General features: G+C 69.5%; 16 protein-coding genes. 11 read left to right on the top strand and 5 right to left on the bottom strand.

All coding sequences use genetic code 11. From position 1 onward, the window contains the following. Positions 1–7: 7 nt before the first annotated feature. Together otsB and FPL11_RS00330 are read right to left on the bottom strand one after the other, a co-directional pair. The gene (gene otsB, locus FPL11_RS00335; protein WP_144346776.1) at positions 8–826 is read right to left on the bottom strand and encodes a trehalose-phosphatase; all 819 of its coding nucleotides are present in this window, start codon (positions 824–826) and stop codon (positions 8–10) included. Next, positions 789–1,370: a YajG family lipoprotein gene (locus FPL11_RS00330; RefSeq protein WP_144346775.1), complete on the bottom strand. Its 582-nt coding sequence runs from the start codon at positions 1,368–1,370 to the stop codon at positions 789–791. The genes otsB and FPL11_RS00330 overlap by 38 nt, the downstream gene beginning before the upstream one ends. Positions 1,371–1,505: 135 nt before the next feature. Here FPL11_RS00330 and FPL11_RS00325 point away from each other — a divergent pair, with 135 nt between their 5' ends. Genes FPL11_RS00325 through FPL11_RS00315 form a run of 3 tightly spaced genes read left to right on the top strand, consistent with a single transcriptional unit; the run spans position 1,506 to position 3,143 of the window. Next, a complete protein-coding gene (locus tag FPL11_RS00325; RefSeq protein WP_144346774.1) occupies positions 1,506–2,408 on the top strand; it encodes a mycobacterial-type methylenetetrahydrofolate reductase in 903 nt (300 codons plus the stop codon). 7 nt (positions 2,409–2,415) lie between these two features. After that, entirely contained in the window at positions 2,416–2,910 is a 495-nt protein-coding gene (locus tag FPL11_RS00320) for an MOSC domain-containing protein (RefSeq protein WP_144346773.1), read from the top strand. Next, positions 2,907–3,143, top strand: a complete 237-nt coding sequence (locus FPL11_RS00315; RefSeq protein WP_069134362.1) for a hypothetical protein — start codon at positions 2,907–2,909, stop codon at positions 3,141–3,143. Before FPL11_RS00320 ends, FPL11_RS00315 begins: the two co-directional genes overlap by 4 nt. A gap of 1 nt (position 3,144) precedes the next feature. Here the strand turns inward: FPL11_RS00315 and FPL11_RS00310 are convergent, their stop codons facing one another. Then, positions 3,145–4,554, bottom strand: coding sequence for an FAD-binding oxidoreductase (locus FPL11_RS00310; protein WP_144346772.1), 1,410 nt, complete (start codon positions 4,552–4,554; stop codon positions 3,145–3,147). A gap of 109 nt (positions 4,555–4,663) precedes the next feature. Here FPL11_RS00310 and FPL11_RS00305 point away from each other — a divergent pair, with 109 nt between their 5' ends. Genes FPL11_RS00305 through FPL11_RS00275 form a run of 7 tightly spaced genes read left to right on the top strand, consistent with a single transcriptional unit; the run spans position 4,664 to position 11,184 of the window. Beyond that, positions 4,664–5,233, top strand: coding sequence for a YfaZ family outer membrane protein (locus FPL11_RS00305; RefSeq protein WP_159308515.1), 570 nt, complete (start codon positions 4,664–4,666; stop codon positions 5,231–5,233). Beyond that, positions 5,208–6,335 (top strand): polysaccharide deacetylase family protein, encoded by a 1,128-nt coding sequence (locus FPL11_RS00300; RefSeq protein WP_159308514.1) that lies wholly within the window; start codon positions 5,208–5,210, stop codon positions 6,333–6,335. The genes FPL11_RS00305 and FPL11_RS00300 overlap by 26 nt, the downstream gene beginning before the upstream one ends. Next, positions 6,332–7,105, top strand: coding sequence for a metallophosphoesterase (locus tag FPL11_RS00295; protein ID WP_159308513.1), 774 nt, complete (start codon positions 6,332–6,334; stop codon positions 7,103–7,105). The genes FPL11_RS00300 and FPL11_RS00295 overlap by 4 nt, the downstream gene beginning before the upstream one ends. Before the next feature lie 42 nt (positions 7,106–7,147). Next, positions 7,148–7,318, top strand: coding sequence for a rubredoxin (locus FPL11_RS00290; RefSeq protein WP_041381874.1), 171 nt, complete (start codon positions 7,148–7,150; stop codon positions 7,316–7,318). A 2-nt stretch (positions 7,319–7,320) separates the two neighbouring features. After that, a complete protein-coding gene (gene thiE, locus FPL11_RS00285) occupies positions 7,321–7,956 on the top strand; it encodes a thiamine phosphate synthase (protein ID WP_144346768.1) in 636 nt (211 codons plus the stop codon). Between the two features lie 28 nt (positions 7,957–7,984). Continuing rightward, on the top strand, positions 7,985–9,268 hold the full coding sequence (gene hemL / locus FPL11_RS00280; protein ID WP_069134358.1) for a glutamate-1-semialdehyde 2,1-aminomutase: 1,284 nt from the start codon (positions 7,985–7,987) through the stop codon (positions 9,266–9,268). Continuing rightward, entirely contained in the window at positions 9,265–11,184 is a 1,920-nt protein-coding gene (locus tag FPL11_RS00275; RefSeq protein ID WP_144346767.1) for a VTT domain-containing protein, read from the top strand. The genes hemL and FPL11_RS00275 overlap by 4 nt, the downstream gene beginning before the upstream one ends. On the opposite strand, the gene mpl is transcribed toward FPL11_RS00275, so the two are convergent. Next, positions 11,070–12,437 (bottom strand): UDP-N-acetylmuramate:L-alanyl-gamma-D-glutamyl-meso-diaminopimelate ligase, encoded by a 1,368-nt coding sequence (gene mpl / locus FPL11_RS00270; protein WP_144346766.1) that lies wholly within the window; start codon positions 12,435–12,437, stop codon positions 11,070–11,072. The genes FPL11_RS00275 and mpl overlap by 115 nt on opposite strands. Next, positions 12,434–12,940 carry a hypothetical protein gene (locus tag FPL11_RS00265; protein ID WP_144346765.1) on the bottom strand — a complete coding sequence of 169 codons (507 nt, stop codon included), beginning with the start codon at positions 12,938–12,940 and terminating at the stop codon, positions 12,434–12,436. Before FPL11_RS00265 ends, mpl begins: the two co-directional genes overlap by 4 nt. A gap of 118 nt (positions 12,941–13,058) precedes the next feature. On the opposite strand from FPL11_RS00265, the gene FPL11_RS00260 reads away from it, so the two are divergent. Continuing rightward, positions 13,059–14,243, top strand: a complete 1,185-nt coding sequence (locus tag FPL11_RS00260; protein WP_144346764.1) for an SAM-dependent methyltransferase — start codon at positions 13,059–13,061, stop codon at positions 14,241–14,243. Positions 14,244–14,276: the final 33 nt, after the last annotated feature.

Below are 14,276 nucleotides of genomic sequence, written 5' to 3'. Positions count from 1 at the left end.
TCAAGATCTATTGAATCGGGCGAAGGTGTCGGGGCAGCCGGTTGAGCCATTGATAAGCCTCGTTGACGGATGCCAGCGCATGGCTGGCCGCGGTGGGTCGGTCGGTGCCGATGCGGATCGAGTGGCCGCCAAGGCGGTTGACGGCGGCAAAGGCGTCCTCGTCGGTCACGTCATCCCCCAGGCAGACCGGTATCCGGCCGTGGAAGGGCGGCTCGGCCATGAAGGCCTCGATGACGGTGCCCTTGTCATGCCCGGCCGGGCCCACCTCGAGTACCTGCTTGCCGGATTGCAGCCGGAATGACTCTCCCAGGGACTCGCAGTGATGCTCGACCAGCGCCCGGGCGGGGCGCTCGAGGGCGGGATCGCGGCGATAATGCAGGGCGATGGCGTTGCCCTTGTCCTCGACGTGGGCCCCGGGATGCTCGCCGGCGAAGGCCTCCAGCGCCTGGCGCAGGCCGTCCAGTTCGGCGCGTCGATCGGCGGGGCGATGGATTTGGCCGCCGAGGCTGCGGCGCTCGAGGCCATGCAGCCCGGCCACCGCCGGCAGTGCCCCGCCCAGCAGCGCATCGAGTCCTTCCAGGGGCCGTCCCGAGACGATGGCCACCGCGCCGTCGAGGCTCTGCACCAGGGCATCGAGCAGTCCGATGAGCTGCGCCGGGACATGGACCGCCTCAGGGTGCTCGGCGATCTCCACCAGTGTCCCGTCAAAGTCGAGGAACAGCGCCCAGTCGGCGCGCGGTGTCGGCAGCCCCGCCGCGCGCTCGTCAGACAGCTCCGTTGACGCCCGGCTATTCACGGTCTGCGAGGAACGCGGCCAGTTCGGCATTCAGCAGCCGGTCGAGGGCCTCGGTGATGGCGGCATCAACGGCCTCGGCATTGGCCTTGGCGTTGGGCGGCAGGACGCGCTGCCGGGTCCGGGTGGTCTGCGCCTGACTGGTGAAGCGCTCGCCCCCGGCGACGGCCACCGCGTCCAGCGTGATGCGGGTGGTCAGCTCATAGGGCACGCCGACGGCCACATCATGGCTCAACGTTTCGATGCCGATCTCCAGACGCGGCTCACCCGCACCATCCCACAGCGTGGGGCGGAAGCCGTAGCCGCGCAGGCCCTCGGCGGCGGCCAGCTGCACGGTGTAGGCGAGATCCTGGGCGGCCACCAGTCGGATGATGCTGCGGTTGGGGTTCTCGAGAATACCCAGATCCGACTGGCTGCGATTGTCGACCACCTGCAGGGCGATCCCGCGATCACTGTCGGTGACCGGCTCGGTGGCCGGCGGTTGCGGCGACAGGCGCAGGTTCTGCGTGCCCTGGCTGCAGGCGGCCAGGAGGCTGACCAGTCCGATCAGCACCAGGCTGCGTATGATTCGGTTCATGATTGTGTCCTCGTGTGTTCGGGGGGCAGATTAACATCCCCGGGCGGCGGACGAATGCCGGCGACTTGACGCCAGACGGGGGGCGCCCGAGACTGCTCGGCCGTTCATTCATCGCATCAGCCAGGGAAGTGATCCGTGAAAACCGTGCTGGAGGCCGTTCCGCCCGAACTCCATCGGGGTGAAGCCGCGATTGAGGCGGTGGTCGAGAAGGTGGCCCGGGTGCAGGCCGCCTGCCCCATCGATGTCGTGAACATCCCCGAGATCCATGAGGAGCCGTCGCGCAGCGATCAGGGCGAGCGTCGGCAGCCGTTCGCGCCGCGCATGGCGCCACGGGATCTGGCGCGGGTGCTGCACGAGCGTCTGGGTGTGGAGTCGATGATCAATCACGTGGTGGTGCACCATGCCAGCGAGCAGGCGCTGGTGGACTGGGTCAATGAGACTTGGGAGGCCTATGGCATCCGGCGGTTCGTGCTGGTGGGCGGCGGGCGCCATTCGGTGCGCTACCCCGGCCCCGGCGTGACCCGGGCTAATGGCCTGCTGCGCGAGCGCAGCCGGGTCGAGTCGCTGCGCATCGGCAATATCTGCATTCCATCGCGGCATGACGAGGCGGAGCGGATCGCTGCGAAGACCGCGGCCGGCGCGGACTTTTTCACCACCCAGATCCTCTATGAGCCCGAGGCCTTCACGGCCCTGCTGGATACCTTGGCCGCACGCGCGGCGCTGCCGCCCGAGATCCTGCTGGCGTTCTGTCCCATCCGCAACGCCCGCAATCTGCGCTTTCTGCTGTGGCTGGGAGTAACGGTCTCGGATGCCCTGTACGACTGGCTGACCGCCGATGACGCGCAGGTGCTGGCCCGCTCGCTCGAGCAGATACGCCACGCCTGGGCGCAGATCGTCGCCCATCAACGCGCCCATGGGCGGGCGGCGCCGGCACTGGACATCAATCTGGCGCCCATCGGCCCGATTCCGCCGGCGGCCACCGTCGCCCTGGCCAACGACCTGGCGGCTCTCCACCGCGCGCCGCCAATCGGGGTATGATCCGCGCATGACGACGACACTGCGCACGCTCATGAGCCAGTATCCCCGTGCCGGACGGCTCGAGTGGATCGGTCTGCGGCCGGCCCGGCATGCGCCCATGGAAAAGCCCGAATCGGTGGCGGTTGACGCCACCGGGCTGGTGGGCGATCGCTACGCAGGGCGCAGCGGCAAACGCGCGGTCACGCTCATCCAGGCCGAGCATCTGCCGGTGATCGCCGCGCTCAGCGGCCACCCCGCCATTGATCCGGCCATCACCCGCCGCAATCTGGTGGTCAGCGGCATCAATCTGTACGCCCTGCGCGGCGAGTCCTTCCGGGTGGGCGACGTGTGCCTTGAGGGCACCGGCACCTGTGACCCCTGCTCGTTCATGGAGCAGTCACTGGGTAGCGGGGGCTATAACGCCATGCGCGGGCACGGCGGGATCATCGCGCGGGTGGTGGAGCCGGGGCGGATCACGCTGGGCGACCCGGTGGTCGCGGCACTCGAGGATGCCCCGTCATGAATGATCTGCCGCGCCTGCTGCGAACCCTGGGCTGGGTGTTCCTGGCCCTCGCGCTGAACATCGTGGTGATCGGTATCGGGGCGTTGTGGATGAAGATCGGCCCGGCAACCATCGGTCTGCTGCTCGACCCGGGCAACGCGGTGATCTGGCTGACCACCGCGCTCACCTTCGCCCCCGCGGTGGGCAGCTTCTATGCCGCGCGGCTGATGCGCCGGCGCGACGCCTCGCGCTGAATCACCCTGACGGCGGCACTACCTTGCCGGGATTGAGGCGGTCGGCGGGGTCGAAGGCGGCCTTGAGCTGGCGCATCAGATCCTGCTCCACCGGCGATTTCAGCCGCGCTACCTCGCCGGGCTTGAGTTGCCCCACACCGTGCTCGGCGGCAAACGAGCCGCGGTACTGCATGGCGATGTCGTGCACGCGCCGGGTCAGGGCCCCCCACTGGGCCAGAAACGCCTCGTCGCTGGTGGCCACGGGCCGGGTCAGGTTGAAGTGGATGTTGCCGTCACCGATGTGGCCGAAGGCGCAGGGGCGCACCCCCGGGCAGGCCTCGGTCACCGCAGCGCTGGCGGCCTCGATGAAGGCGGGGATGTCGGCCACCGGCACCGAGACGTCGTTCTTGATGCTCGCCCCGGCGCCTTTCTGCGCGCCGGGGATGCTGTTGCGCAGCCGCCAGAAATCCGCCGCCGTGGCGGCATCCGGGGCGATGCGGTAATCCCCCGCGCCGGCATCGTCCGCCTGCAGGGCCTGCTCGAGGCGGGTGTCCAGCCCCGCCGCCGGGGCACTGCTGGTCAGTTCCACCAGCAGATACCAGGGAAACCGTTCCGGCAGTGGCTCGTGGCAATCGGCGGCGTGCTCGAGGGCGAGGCCCAGTGGTCCGCGCCCCATCAGCTCGCAGCTGGTGATGGTATCGCCACTGGCCGCACGCAGGCGGGCGAACAGCGAGACCGCGGCCGTCGCGCTGTCCAGTCCGACAATCGCCGTGGCCCGCTCGCGCACGGCGGGAAACAGCTTGAGGCTGGCGGCGGTGATGATCCCCAGCGTCCCCTCGGCGCCAATGAAAAGATCCTTCAGGTCATAGCCGCTGTTGTCCTTGCGCAGGGTCCGCAGGCCATCCCAGATCCGGCCGTCGGCCAGCACCACTTCCAGCCCCAGCGCCAGGTCGCGGGCGTTGCCATAGCGCAGCACGTTCATGCCGCCGGCGTTGGTGGCCAGATTACCGCCGATCTGACAGTCGTTTTCAGCGGCGTAACTGAGCGGAAACAGCCGCCCGACATCGGCGGCGGCGGTCTGCAGAGCGCTCAGGGTGCAGCCGGCCTCGGCGGTCAGGGTGAAGTTGTCGGCGTCGACGGCGCGGATGCGGTCGAGCCGCTCGAGTGACAGGATCAGCCCGTCGGGATGGGTGGTGGCGGCGCCGCCGCAGAGCCCGGTGTTGCCGCCCTGGGGCACGATGCCGGCACCGTATTCAGCGGCGATGCGCACGCACGTAGCGACCCCGCGGCTGTCCGCCGGGCGCACCACCGCCTGCGCCGGCCGCTGGGCGAACAGCCCGCGGCGCTCTTCGAGATAGCCGGCCATCGCCGGGCCCGGCGCGATCACGGCTGCGTCGCCGAGCTGCTGTCTGAGGGTTTCGATCATCGTCATGGATTCATTATCCCATTCCCGGGCGGCTGCGACCATGTCAGGCCCCTGTCGAGGCGCGGATCTCGGTGTATCATTCAGGGCAGAGCTCTCAAGCGGAAGGACAGGATCGATGATGATGCATAAAGGGATTCCGGGCGTGCTGATCGGGGTGGCCCTGAGCCTGCCGGTGGCCGCCGATACGCTCGACTTCAATGTCAGCAGCGACGCCGCCCAGCTGGGCTATACCCGGATGCTGCCGCCGGAGGGGCTCGAGGCCGGCGCCGCCCTGCTGCATCACGACGACGATGGCGACATTGCCGAGGCCAATCTGCACCTGGTCGACCAGCCCGAGCCCGGCCGCGACGCCCTGCTGGTCGGCGTGGGAGGCAAGCTTGCCTATGCCCGCGATGACCCGCGCGACGCCACCGGCGCGGCGCTGGCGGTGGGCGCGAAGGCCCGCTGGACGCTGCCGATTTACAACCGGGCGGCAGTGGCCGGCGGCGTTTACTTTGCCCCTTCGGCGACGACGGTGAGTGATATCGATGGCTATCAGGAGTACTCGGTGCGGGGCGAGTTCAAGGTGCTCGAGGATGCGGCGGTGTATCTCGGCTACCGCAAAATCGAACTGAGCTTTGATGACGGGGGCTCGGACCGGGACTTTGATGATGGCGTCTTTGCCGGATTCAATCTGCAGTTCTGAGCGCGCCGCCCGGCGCTGGCCGGTGGGCCGGCTGCGGTGCCTTGCGCTGGCGCTGATGCTGGTCAGTGGCCTGGGGTCGGCGGCGGCACAGTCGCCGGCACCCACGCCCGAGACCGTGGCCTCGGTGCTGATGTATCACCGCGTCGGCAACGCGGATCACCCCAGCACCAACGTCACCGAGGCGCAGTTCCGGGCGCATCTGGACTACCTCGAGACCGAGGGGTTCAACGTGGTGCCGCTGGCCCGGGTCGTCGAGGCCCTGGAGGCCAATCGGCCGCTGCCGCCGCGCACGGTGGCCATCACCTTTGATGATGGCTATCGCAGTGTTGGCGAAACCGCCCATCCCATGCTCGAGGCCCGGGGCTTTCCGTACACGGTGTTCGTCAACACCGAGCCGGTGAATGCCGGTCAGGCGGGGCACATGAGCTGGGAGCGGATGCGCGGACTCGCGGCGCAGGGAGTGCGTTTCGCCAATCACTCGCGCTCGCATGCCGCGCTGTTCCACCGGCGTGACGGCGAGACCCGGCCACGCTGGCGCGATCGCGTGCGCACCGATCTGTTGGACGCCCGGGCCAGCCTGCGCGACGAGCTGGGCGATGCCGTCCATCAGTCGCCGCCGCTGCTGGCCTATCCCTATGGCGAGTACAGTCTCGAGCTGATGGATGAAGTGGCCGAACTGGGGTTTGTGGCGTTCGGCCAGCAGTCGGGCGCCATCGGTATCCATTCCAACTCGCTGGCCCTGCCGCGGCACTCGTTCAACGAGCGCTATGCCGCAATGGACCGGTTTCGGGTCAAGGTGCGCTCGCGGGCGCTGCCGGTGATCGAGCAGGCGCCGCTGGATCCGGTGCGCGGGTCGCGCCCGGCGCCGGCGCTGTCACTGACCCTGGCGCCGACTCCGGACCTGCGGGCCGGGCAGCTGGCCTGCTACTACCGCGGCGAGCGGCTGACCCCGGAATGGCTCGAGGCCGATCGGCGCTTCGAGGTGCAGGGAAAAGCCCCGATCCCGGTGGGGCGGACGCGTTACAACTGCACCGCGCCGGATGGCGAGGGGCGCTACTTCTGGTTCAGTCAGCTGTGGGTGCACGGGGACGGCGGGACATGACGGTGGCCCCGGCCAATGGCCCGCGGCTTTTGCAGATCACCGACACCCACCTGTTCGCGGACCCCGCCGCCGAGCATACCGGCGTGGTCCCCGAGGCGCGGCTGCGGGCGGTGACCGCGGCCATGCAGCCGTGGCTGGCGTCCGCTGAAGCCGTTGTCCATACCGGCGATCTGGTCCACGACGGCGCCGTCGTGGCCTATGAGCGCCTGCGCGGAATCCTGGAGGCGTTTGGCCGACCCACCCGGGTGATGCCCGGCAACCACGACGCCCGCGGGCCGCTGCAGTCGGTGTTCGCCGGGGATGCCGTCAACGCCGGTCGGACCCTGTCGGTGGGGGACTGGACCCTGATCAGCCTCGACTCGCTACAGGTGGGCGAGGTCCCGGGCCGGCTGGGCGCCGATGAGCTGGCGGCGCTGGACGCGGCACTGGCCGGGTTGGCCACGCGGTGGTGCCTGATCGCGCTGCACCACCCGCCCCTGCCAGTGGGAACGCCGTGGCTCGATGCCATCGGGCTGGCTGAGCCGGAGGCGCTGCTGGAGCGGATCGCGGCCGATCCGCGGGTTCGCGGGGTGATCTGCGGGCATGTGCACACGGCATTCGATGGCCGCTGGCGCGACCGGCGCATGCTGACGACGCCGGCCACGGCGGCGCAGTTCCTGGCGGGCGCGCCGCGCTTTACGACGGTCCCCGCAGCGCCCGGCTTTCGCTGGCTGGATCTGCGCGCCGATGGCGGGATCGACACGGGCGTGGTCCGTGTCCCAATGGCTTGATACGCTGGGTGATCTACTCAGAAATGACTGGAGATGGGTGCGATGGAATACCGCTCTTGGATGTGCGTGGTGTGCGGCTGGATCTACGAAGAGGAAGACGGTCTGCCGGATGAGGGCATCGAGCCCGGAACCCGCTGGGAAGACATCCCCGATGACTTCGTGTGTCCCGAGTGCGGGGCCGGCAAGTCCGATTTCGAGATGATCGAGATCTGATCATGACCCGTCCGATCACCGGGCTCTACATGGTCACTGACGCCCGTCGGCCGCCGCCCGTGCCCGTGGAGACGGCGGTGGCTGCCGCGCTGCGCGGCGGTGTCCGGATTGTCCAGTACCGCGACAAGTCCGATGACACCGAGCGCCGGCGGCACGAAGCGGCGGCACTGGTCGCCCAGTGCCGGGCCGCCGGTGCCTGTTTCATCGTCAACGACGACATTGCGCTGGCCCGGGCGGTGGCGGCGGACGGCGTTCATCTGGGCCGGGACGATGGCGATGTGGCGGCGGCCCGCGCGGCGCTGGGGCTGGACCGCCTGATCGGCGTGTCCTGCTATGCCGATCTTGACCGGGCCCGGGCGGCCGCTGAGGCCGGGGCCGATTACCTGGCGTTTGGCAGTCTCTACCCGTCACCGACCAAGCCCGAGTCGGCACTGGCGCCGCTGTCGGTGTTCCGCGAGGCGCGGGCCTTCACGGACCGCCCGCTGGTGGGGATCGGCGGCATCAACGCCGGTAACATCGCCGAGGTGACGGCGGCCGGGGCCGACGCCGTGGCCGTGGTCGAAGCGATATCGGCGGCGCCGGACATCGAGGCCGCCACCGCCACCCTGATTGACCGGGGCTTCGGCCCGGCGGCCTGAGCCCACCCAAACAACACGCGGAGAATTCATGACGAATCGATCCGAAGCGCTTTTCGAGGAGGCGAACCAGTATCTGGTCGGCGGCGTGAACTCGGCGGTGCGCGCGTTCCGGGCCGTCGGTGGTACCCCCGTGTTCATGCGCCGCGGTCAGGGAGCATGGATCGAGGACGTCGATGGCCGGCAGTACGTCGATTACGTGCTCTCCTATGGGCCCCTCGCCATTGGTCATGCCCACCCGGCGGTGGTGGATGCCATTGCGCAGACCGCCGCCAATGGCACCAGTTTTGGCGCCCCCACCGAGCTTGAAACCGAGCTGGCCAGAAAGGTCCAGGCGATCATGCCGGGCATGGAGCGCCTGCGCATGGTCAACTCCGGCACCGAGGCCTGCATGAGCGCGGTGCGCCTGGCCCGCGGCTACACCGGCCGTGACCGGGTACTGAAGTTTCGCGGCAACTACCACGGCCATGTCGATGCGCTGCTGGTGGAGGCCGGTTCGGGGGTGCTGACGCTGGGGATTCCCGGATCGCCCGGGGTTCCGGCGGCGGTCACCGAGACCACCCTGACCGCCCCCTACAACGACATCGACAGCGTCCGGCAGCTGGTGGCCGAATACGGCGACAGCCTCGCCGCGATACTGGTCGAGCCGGTGTCCGGCAATATGAACTGTGTGCCGGCGCTGCCCGAGTTCCTGCAGGGGCTGCGGGATGTCTGCGATGACACCGGCGCGCTGCTGGTTTTTGACGAGGTGATGAGCGGCTTCCGCGCCTCGCTGGGGGGTGCTCAGGCCTGGTACGGCATCCATCCGGACCTGACCTGTCTGGGCAAGGTCATCGGCGGCGGCCTGCCCACGGCGGCCCTCGGCGGGCGCGCTGAGATCATGGACTGGCTGGCGCCCACCGGGCCGGTCTATCAGGCGGGCACGCTGTCCGGCAATCCGCTGGCCATGGCCAGCGGCCTGACCACCCTCACCGAGCTTGCCCGGCCGGGTGTGCATGCCGAGGCCGAGGCCTGGACCGCCCGGCTGCTCGAGGGCCTGCGGGACCGGGCCGCCCGTGCCGGCGTGGCGCTCAGGACCCATCAGGCCGGCACCATGTTCGGCCTGTTCTTCACCGACCGCGATTCGGTGGTGGGCTTCGAGGATGTCGCCGCCTGTGATGGCGATCGCTTCGTGCGCTTTTTCCACGGCATGCTCGAGGCGGGTGTCTATCTGGCCCCGTCGGCCTTCGAGGCGGGCTTTGTCTCCACCGCCCATGACGAGGCGGCGCTTCGGCATACCCTGGATGCCGCTGAGCAGGTGTTCGCCGATCTGTGAGCAGTCTCGAATCAGCGCTTGAGCCACTGTTCGAGTGGCTCTCGGTCAACCCCGGCTGGGCCGGGGTGATCATTGGCCTGATTGCGTTGACTGAGTCGCTGGCGCTGGTCGGGCTGATCGTCCCCGGTGCCGTGCTGATGTTCCTCGCCGGCGCGGCGGTGGGCGGCAGCAATATCGCGATCCTGCCCATGCTGCTATGGGCCATGGCCGGCGCCATCGTCGGTGATTCACTCAGTTACTGGCTGGGCCGCCATTACCGTGATCAGCTGCGCACCCTGCCGCTGGTGCGACGCTATCCCCAGGCCATGGATCGGGCCGAGGAGCTGTTCCTGCGCCACGGCGGCAAGAGCGTGGTGCTGGGTCGCTTCATCGGTCCGGTGCGCCCGGTGATCCCGGCCGTGGTGGGCATGCTGGGGATGCCGCCAGGGCGGTTCCTGCTGGCCAACGTGGGCTCGGCCATCGGCTGGGCACCCGCCTATCTGCTCCCGGGGATCGTTTTTGGCGCCTCGCTGGCCCTGGCCATGGAGGTCATGGGGCGGTTGGTGGCGTGGCTGGCCCTGGGGTTTGGGGGGTTTCTGCTGCTGCGCTGGCTGATCCCGCGTATCGATCGGCCGCTGCGCCTGCTGGGCAACCGGGTGGCGCGGGCCATTGGCCGTCATCCGCCGCCGGGTGACTGGCGCCGTTGGTTGCACGGACCGCATGCCGCTGTCCGGGCGCTGCGCCACCGCGAGGGCTGGCTGTGGTGGCTGGCGCTGCTGGGGGTGATCGCGACGCTGTCCCGGGCAGTCCTCGCCCCCGCGCCGGCAGGCTGGGAGCGCGGGGCGGTCGCGCTGTTTGATGCCCAGCGCAGCGAATCGCTGCAGGCGTTCGCCTGGTGGCTGACCCAGGCCGGTGGCAGCCTGCCGATTGCCCTCGCCACCCTGGCACTGGCCGCGCTGCTGGCCTGGCAGGGCCAGGCTCGCCGTGCGGTGCATGCCCTGCTGGGCGTGTTGCTGGCCGTTGCCCTGGGACTGGCGCTCAAGCATGGGCTGGGGTTGCCGCGGCCTGCCGCGCTGACCGGCACGGCCGGCTGGAGTGGCGCCTACCCCAGTGTGCATGCCGCCGCGATCGCGGCGCTTGTCACCGCCTGGCTGACGCTGCTGCCGCTGTCCGCGCGTGGGCCCTACCGCGGCTTGATGGCGCTGGCGGGTGTGGGGGTGGCGGCAGTGGCCGGGTCGCGGCTGGTGCTGGGGGTGCATTGGCCGATGGATCTGGTGGCGGGGATCAGTCTGGGCGTGGTGCTGGGCGCGCTGCCGGCCCTGGCCGCCACGGGCAAGCGCCGTCCACCGCGGTTTCCGGCAGCGGTGGGAGTGTCGGCGGGCGTGCTGGTCCTGGCCACCGCCGGTGCGGCCGTGCTGGATTGGCCGGATCCGCTGGACCGCTATCCGCCCGGGTCACCATGGCCTGAGCCCGCCGGTCAGCGGCTGGGCCTTGCGGGCCCGGCGGCGCCGTTCGTCGCGGTCATTGAAGCCAACGACTGGCAACCGCCGGGGCCGGGCTGGACATCGCCGCCGGCGTGGCGCTGGCAGAGCGCGCTGCGCTGGATCAGCCCCCGGCCCGATGCCGCCCGACTGCCGGTGCTGCCGCGCTGGCATGCCGGCCATCGCCCGGACCATGTCTGGATAAGCGTGGGTGAGAATGCCCGTCAGCGCTGGGTGCTGCGGGCTTGGCAGGCGCGGGCCGATGACGGTGAGCGGCTCTGGCTGATCGATCTGGAACGGGCCGTGATCAAGCCCGGTGTCCTGTTGCCTCGACTGCGCCGCTACCGACCCGATCCCGCGCAGGTGGATGCGCTGCTGGCGAGTCCGGCGAGCAGTCGCTCGTGGATGCCACCGAAGCCGCCATTGCTCATGACCACCACCCGGTCGCCGGGCTGAACGGCGGCAAGGATCGCGTCAATCAGGGCCTGCAGGTCGGCGCGCCAATGGCCACGGGCGCCGAGCGGGGCGAGCGCGGCGCCGACATCCCAGTCCAGATCGGGCGCTGCCAGGACGAAGGCCTGATCCGCCGCCTCAAGGGCATCGCCCAGGCGGTGCTGGTGGACCCCCTGGCGCATGGTGTTGGAGCGGGGCTCGAGCACGGCGATCAGCCGCCCGGGCCGGGTGTCGGTGGCGAGGGCCTCGAGGGTGGCCGCAATGGCCGTGGGGTGATGGGCGAAATCATCCAGAACCTCGACACCAGCGGCCTCGCCACGCCGTTGCAGACGCCGGCGGACACCCCGGAAGCCGGCCAGTGCGGCGATGCCATCGGCCATGGACAGGCCGGCATGGCGCGCTGCAAGCAGGGCGGCGGCGGTGTTCATGGCGTTGTGCCGGCCGGGCAGCGGCGCCTGCCAGTGCCAGTCCCCCAGTTGCCAGCCATCAGCGGCGGCATGCAGGGGGAAGTCACAGTCGTCGCCCTGGCCAAAGCGGATCGTCCCGCTCCAGCAGCCCGCCGCCAGGACGTCCGCCAGGGCGGCATCATCGGCGTTCACCACGATGCCGCCGGTGCCGGGTACCGTGCGTAGCAGATGATGGAACTGGCGCTTGATCGCGGCGAGATCGGCGAAGATGTCGGCGTGATCAAACTCCAGGTTGTTCAGGACCAGGGTTCGCGGGCGAAAATGCACGAACTTCGAGCGCTTATCGAAGAAGGCGGTGTCGTATTCATCCGCCTCGACGACAAAGAAAGGCGAGCGGCCGAGGCGCGCCGGTGTGGCGAAGTTCTCGGGCACGCCACCGATCAGGAAGCCCGGCTCGAGGCCGGCCGCTTCCAGCAGCCAGGCGACCAGGCTGGCGGTGGTGGTCTTGCCGTGGGTGCCGGCCACGGCGATGACCCAGCGCCCGCGGAGGATGTGCCGGGCCAGCCAGGCCGGCCCCGAGTCGTAGTCGAGACCGCGGTCGAGCACCGCCTCCACCGCCGCGTTGCCCCGTGACAGGGCGTTGCCGATTATCACTTGATCGGCGTCATCGGCATGCACGAGCCGGTCATAGCCGGTATGGACCTCGACGCCGGCGCTCGCGAGGACATCGCTCATGGGTGGATACAGTGGACCATCCTGACCGGTCACGCGGTAGCCGGCCTCGCGGGCGAGCACGGCGAGGCCGGCCATGAACGTCCCGCCAATGCCCAGGATGTGGACATGGCTCATAGCCCGGCCGCCATGCGCACGAAGGCACTGCCGCCAAAGATATAAGCAAGGGTCAGCCCCAGACTGAGGGGCGTCGCCCATTCCAGCGTTGCCCGAAAGATGTGGCTGACCACAGCGATGTTCCACACCAGCAGGCCCAGGAAGGCCAGCGCGCCCAGGGCACTGGCCTCGTCCGGGCGGCCGATCAGCATGAGCACCGGCAGGCCCACCAGCGAAATCACCGCATCGGCGCCGAACAGGGCCGTCGCACTCTGGATGAAGCGGGGCCCTCTGCCGGTGAGCCACAGGACGACCCCCAGAAACGCGAGGTTATAGACCACCAGCAGGCTGATCTGCAGCAGGGCGCTGGTATCGGGGGTAAAGCGCTGGATGATCGGCACGTTGATGACGGCCGTCGCGGCAATGGCGGCGCCCATCAGTCCGGTTGAAAACGGCAGGTCCTGCGGGCCGGCGCGCAGCAGTACGAGGGCGGTCAGGGTCTGCAGGGTGGTGCGCTGTGACATGGTGTTTTGACTCGTCCGTGGCGGGCGGATCAGGGCAGTGGGCTTGTACATGGCGACCCGATTGCGGTTGCATGCATGTTAACGGGTAATTCGGGCCGCGTCGCGAGGGAGGGACTCCATGCTTGACCATCTATTCGGGGAAGGCATCCACACCGGCAGCCTGACGCTGGAGCGCCGCAAGGGTGAGACCCGACAGTTCGGCCGCGATGAGCCCGCGGCGCGGCTGACCATCCACGACCCGCAGGTCGAGCGGCGGGTGCCGGCGGATCCCGACTTCATGCTGGGTCAGACCTACATGGAAGGCGGCTGGAGCACCCCGGACCTGCGCACCCTGCTGGCCGTGCTGATGGGCAATTTCGACGGCGCCGAGCCCGGAGGCGGCAGGCGGTTGATGACCTCGGTGCTGCGCCCGCTCCAGCAGTGGAACCGGCGCGCGGCAAGCCGGCGCAATGTGGCCCATCACTACGACATCGACGAGTGGCTGTTCCGCTGCTTTCTCGATACCGACATGCAGTACTCCTGCGCCTACTGGCCGCCGGGTGTCACCGACCTGGAGTCGGCGCAGGCGGCGAAGCGTGCCCTGATCCGCCGCAAGCTCTGCCTCAGGCCGGGGCAGCGGGTGCTGGACATCGGCTGCGGCTGGGGCGGCCTTGCCATCGAGCTGGCCGAACAGGCCGGTGTCGAGGTGGTCGGACTGACGCTGTCCGAAGAGCAGGCCCGGGTGGCCCGCGATCGGGTGCGCGAGCACGGCTGCGAAGATCGCGTGGAAATCCGCATCCAAGACTATCGCGACGTCCCCGAGCGCTTTGAGCGCATCGTCAGCGTGGGCATGTTCGAGCACGTCGGGGCGCGCTACTACGACACCTTCTTCGCCGGGCTGCGCGACCATCTGACCGCCGACGGGGTGGCGCTGCTGCACACCATCGGCCGGCTCGGGCAGCCCGGGGTGACCAACCCGTGGATCCGTCGCTATATCTTCCCCGGGGGGTACATCCCCTCGCTGTCCGAGACCAGTGCCGCGATCGAGCGCCAGCACATCGGAGTGACCGATCTCGAGGTCCTGCGCCTGCACTATGCCTACACCCTGGCGGCCTGGTACGAGCGCTTCCAGGCGGTGCGCGAGCGGGTGGCGGCCGAGAAGGGCGAGCGCTTCTGTCGCATGTGGGAGTTCTATCTGGCCGCCAGCGAGGCGGCCTTCCATCATCGCGGTCTGGTGGTCTTCCAGATCCAGCTGGCGATGGATCAGACCGCGGTCCCGCTGTGCCGTGACTATCTGCATGAGGCTGCAGCGCCCGGCGCTTGATAGACTCCCGCAGAACACGGGGAAGGGGAGTCC

It is taken from the genome of Spiribacter aquaticus, from assembly GCF_007625215.1.
In the GTDB taxonomy this organism is placed as follows: Bacteria; Pseudomonadota; Gammaproteobacteria; order Nitrococcales; family Nitrococcaceae; genus Spiribacter; species Spiribacter roseus.
This window is presented reverse-complemented; position numbering and strand designations above follow the sequence as displayed.

What these genes read in the sequence shown, in the direction of transcription:
- otsB (WP_144346776.1), bottom strand. Translation starts at nt 826, where the DNA reads ATGCCGAACTGGCCGCGTTCCTCGCAGACCGTGAATAGCCGGGCGTCA.
- FPL11_RS00330 (WP_144346775.1), bottom strand. Translation starts at nt 1,370, where the DNA reads ATGAACCGAATCATACGCAGCCTGGTGCTGATCGGACTGGTCAGCCTC.
- FPL11_RS00320 (WP_144346773.1), top strand. Translation starts at nt 2,416, where the DNA reads ATGACGACGACACTGCGCACGCTCATGAGCCAGTATCCCCGTGCCGGA.
- FPL11_RS00315 (WP_069134362.1), top strand. Translation starts at nt 2,907, where the DNA reads ATGAATGATCTGCCGCGCCTGCTGCGAACCCTGGGCTGGGTGTTCCTG.
- FPL11_RS00310 (WP_144346772.1), bottom strand. Translation starts at nt 4,554, where the DNA reads ATGACGATGATCGAAACCCTCAGACAGCAGCTCGGCGACGCAGCCGTG.
- FPL11_RS00305 (WP_159308515.1), top strand. Translation starts at nt 4,664, where the DNA reads ATGATGATGCATAAAGGGATTCCGGGCGTGCTGATCGGGGTGGCCCTG.
- FPL11_RS00295 (WP_159308513.1), top strand. Translation starts at nt 6,332, where the DNA reads ATGACGGTGGCCCCGGCCAATGGCCCGCGGCTTTTGCAGATCACCGAC.
- FPL11_RS00290 (WP_041381874.1), top strand. Translation starts at nt 7,148, where the DNA reads ATGGAATACCGCTCTTGGATGTGCGTGGTGTGCGGCTGGATCTACGAA.
- thiE (WP_144346768.1), top strand. Translation starts at nt 7,321, where the DNA reads ATGACCCGTCCGATCACCGGGCTCTACATGGTCACTGACGCCCGTCGG.
- hemL (WP_069134358.1), top strand. Translation starts at nt 7,985, where the DNA reads ATGACGAATCGATCCGAAGCGCTTTTCGAGGAGGCGAACCAGTATCTG.
- mpl (WP_144346766.1), bottom strand. Translation starts at nt 12,437, where the DNA reads ATGAGCCATGTCCACATCCTGGGCATTGGCGGGACGTTCATGGCCGGC.
- FPL11_RS00265 (WP_144346765.1), bottom strand. Translation starts at nt 12,940, where the DNA reads ATGTCACAGCGCACCACCCTGCAGACCCTGACCGCCCTCGTACTGCTG.
- FPL11_RS00260 (WP_144346764.1), top strand. Translation starts at nt 13,059, where the DNA reads ATGCTTGACCATCTATTCGGGGAAGGCATCCACACCGGCAGCCTGACG.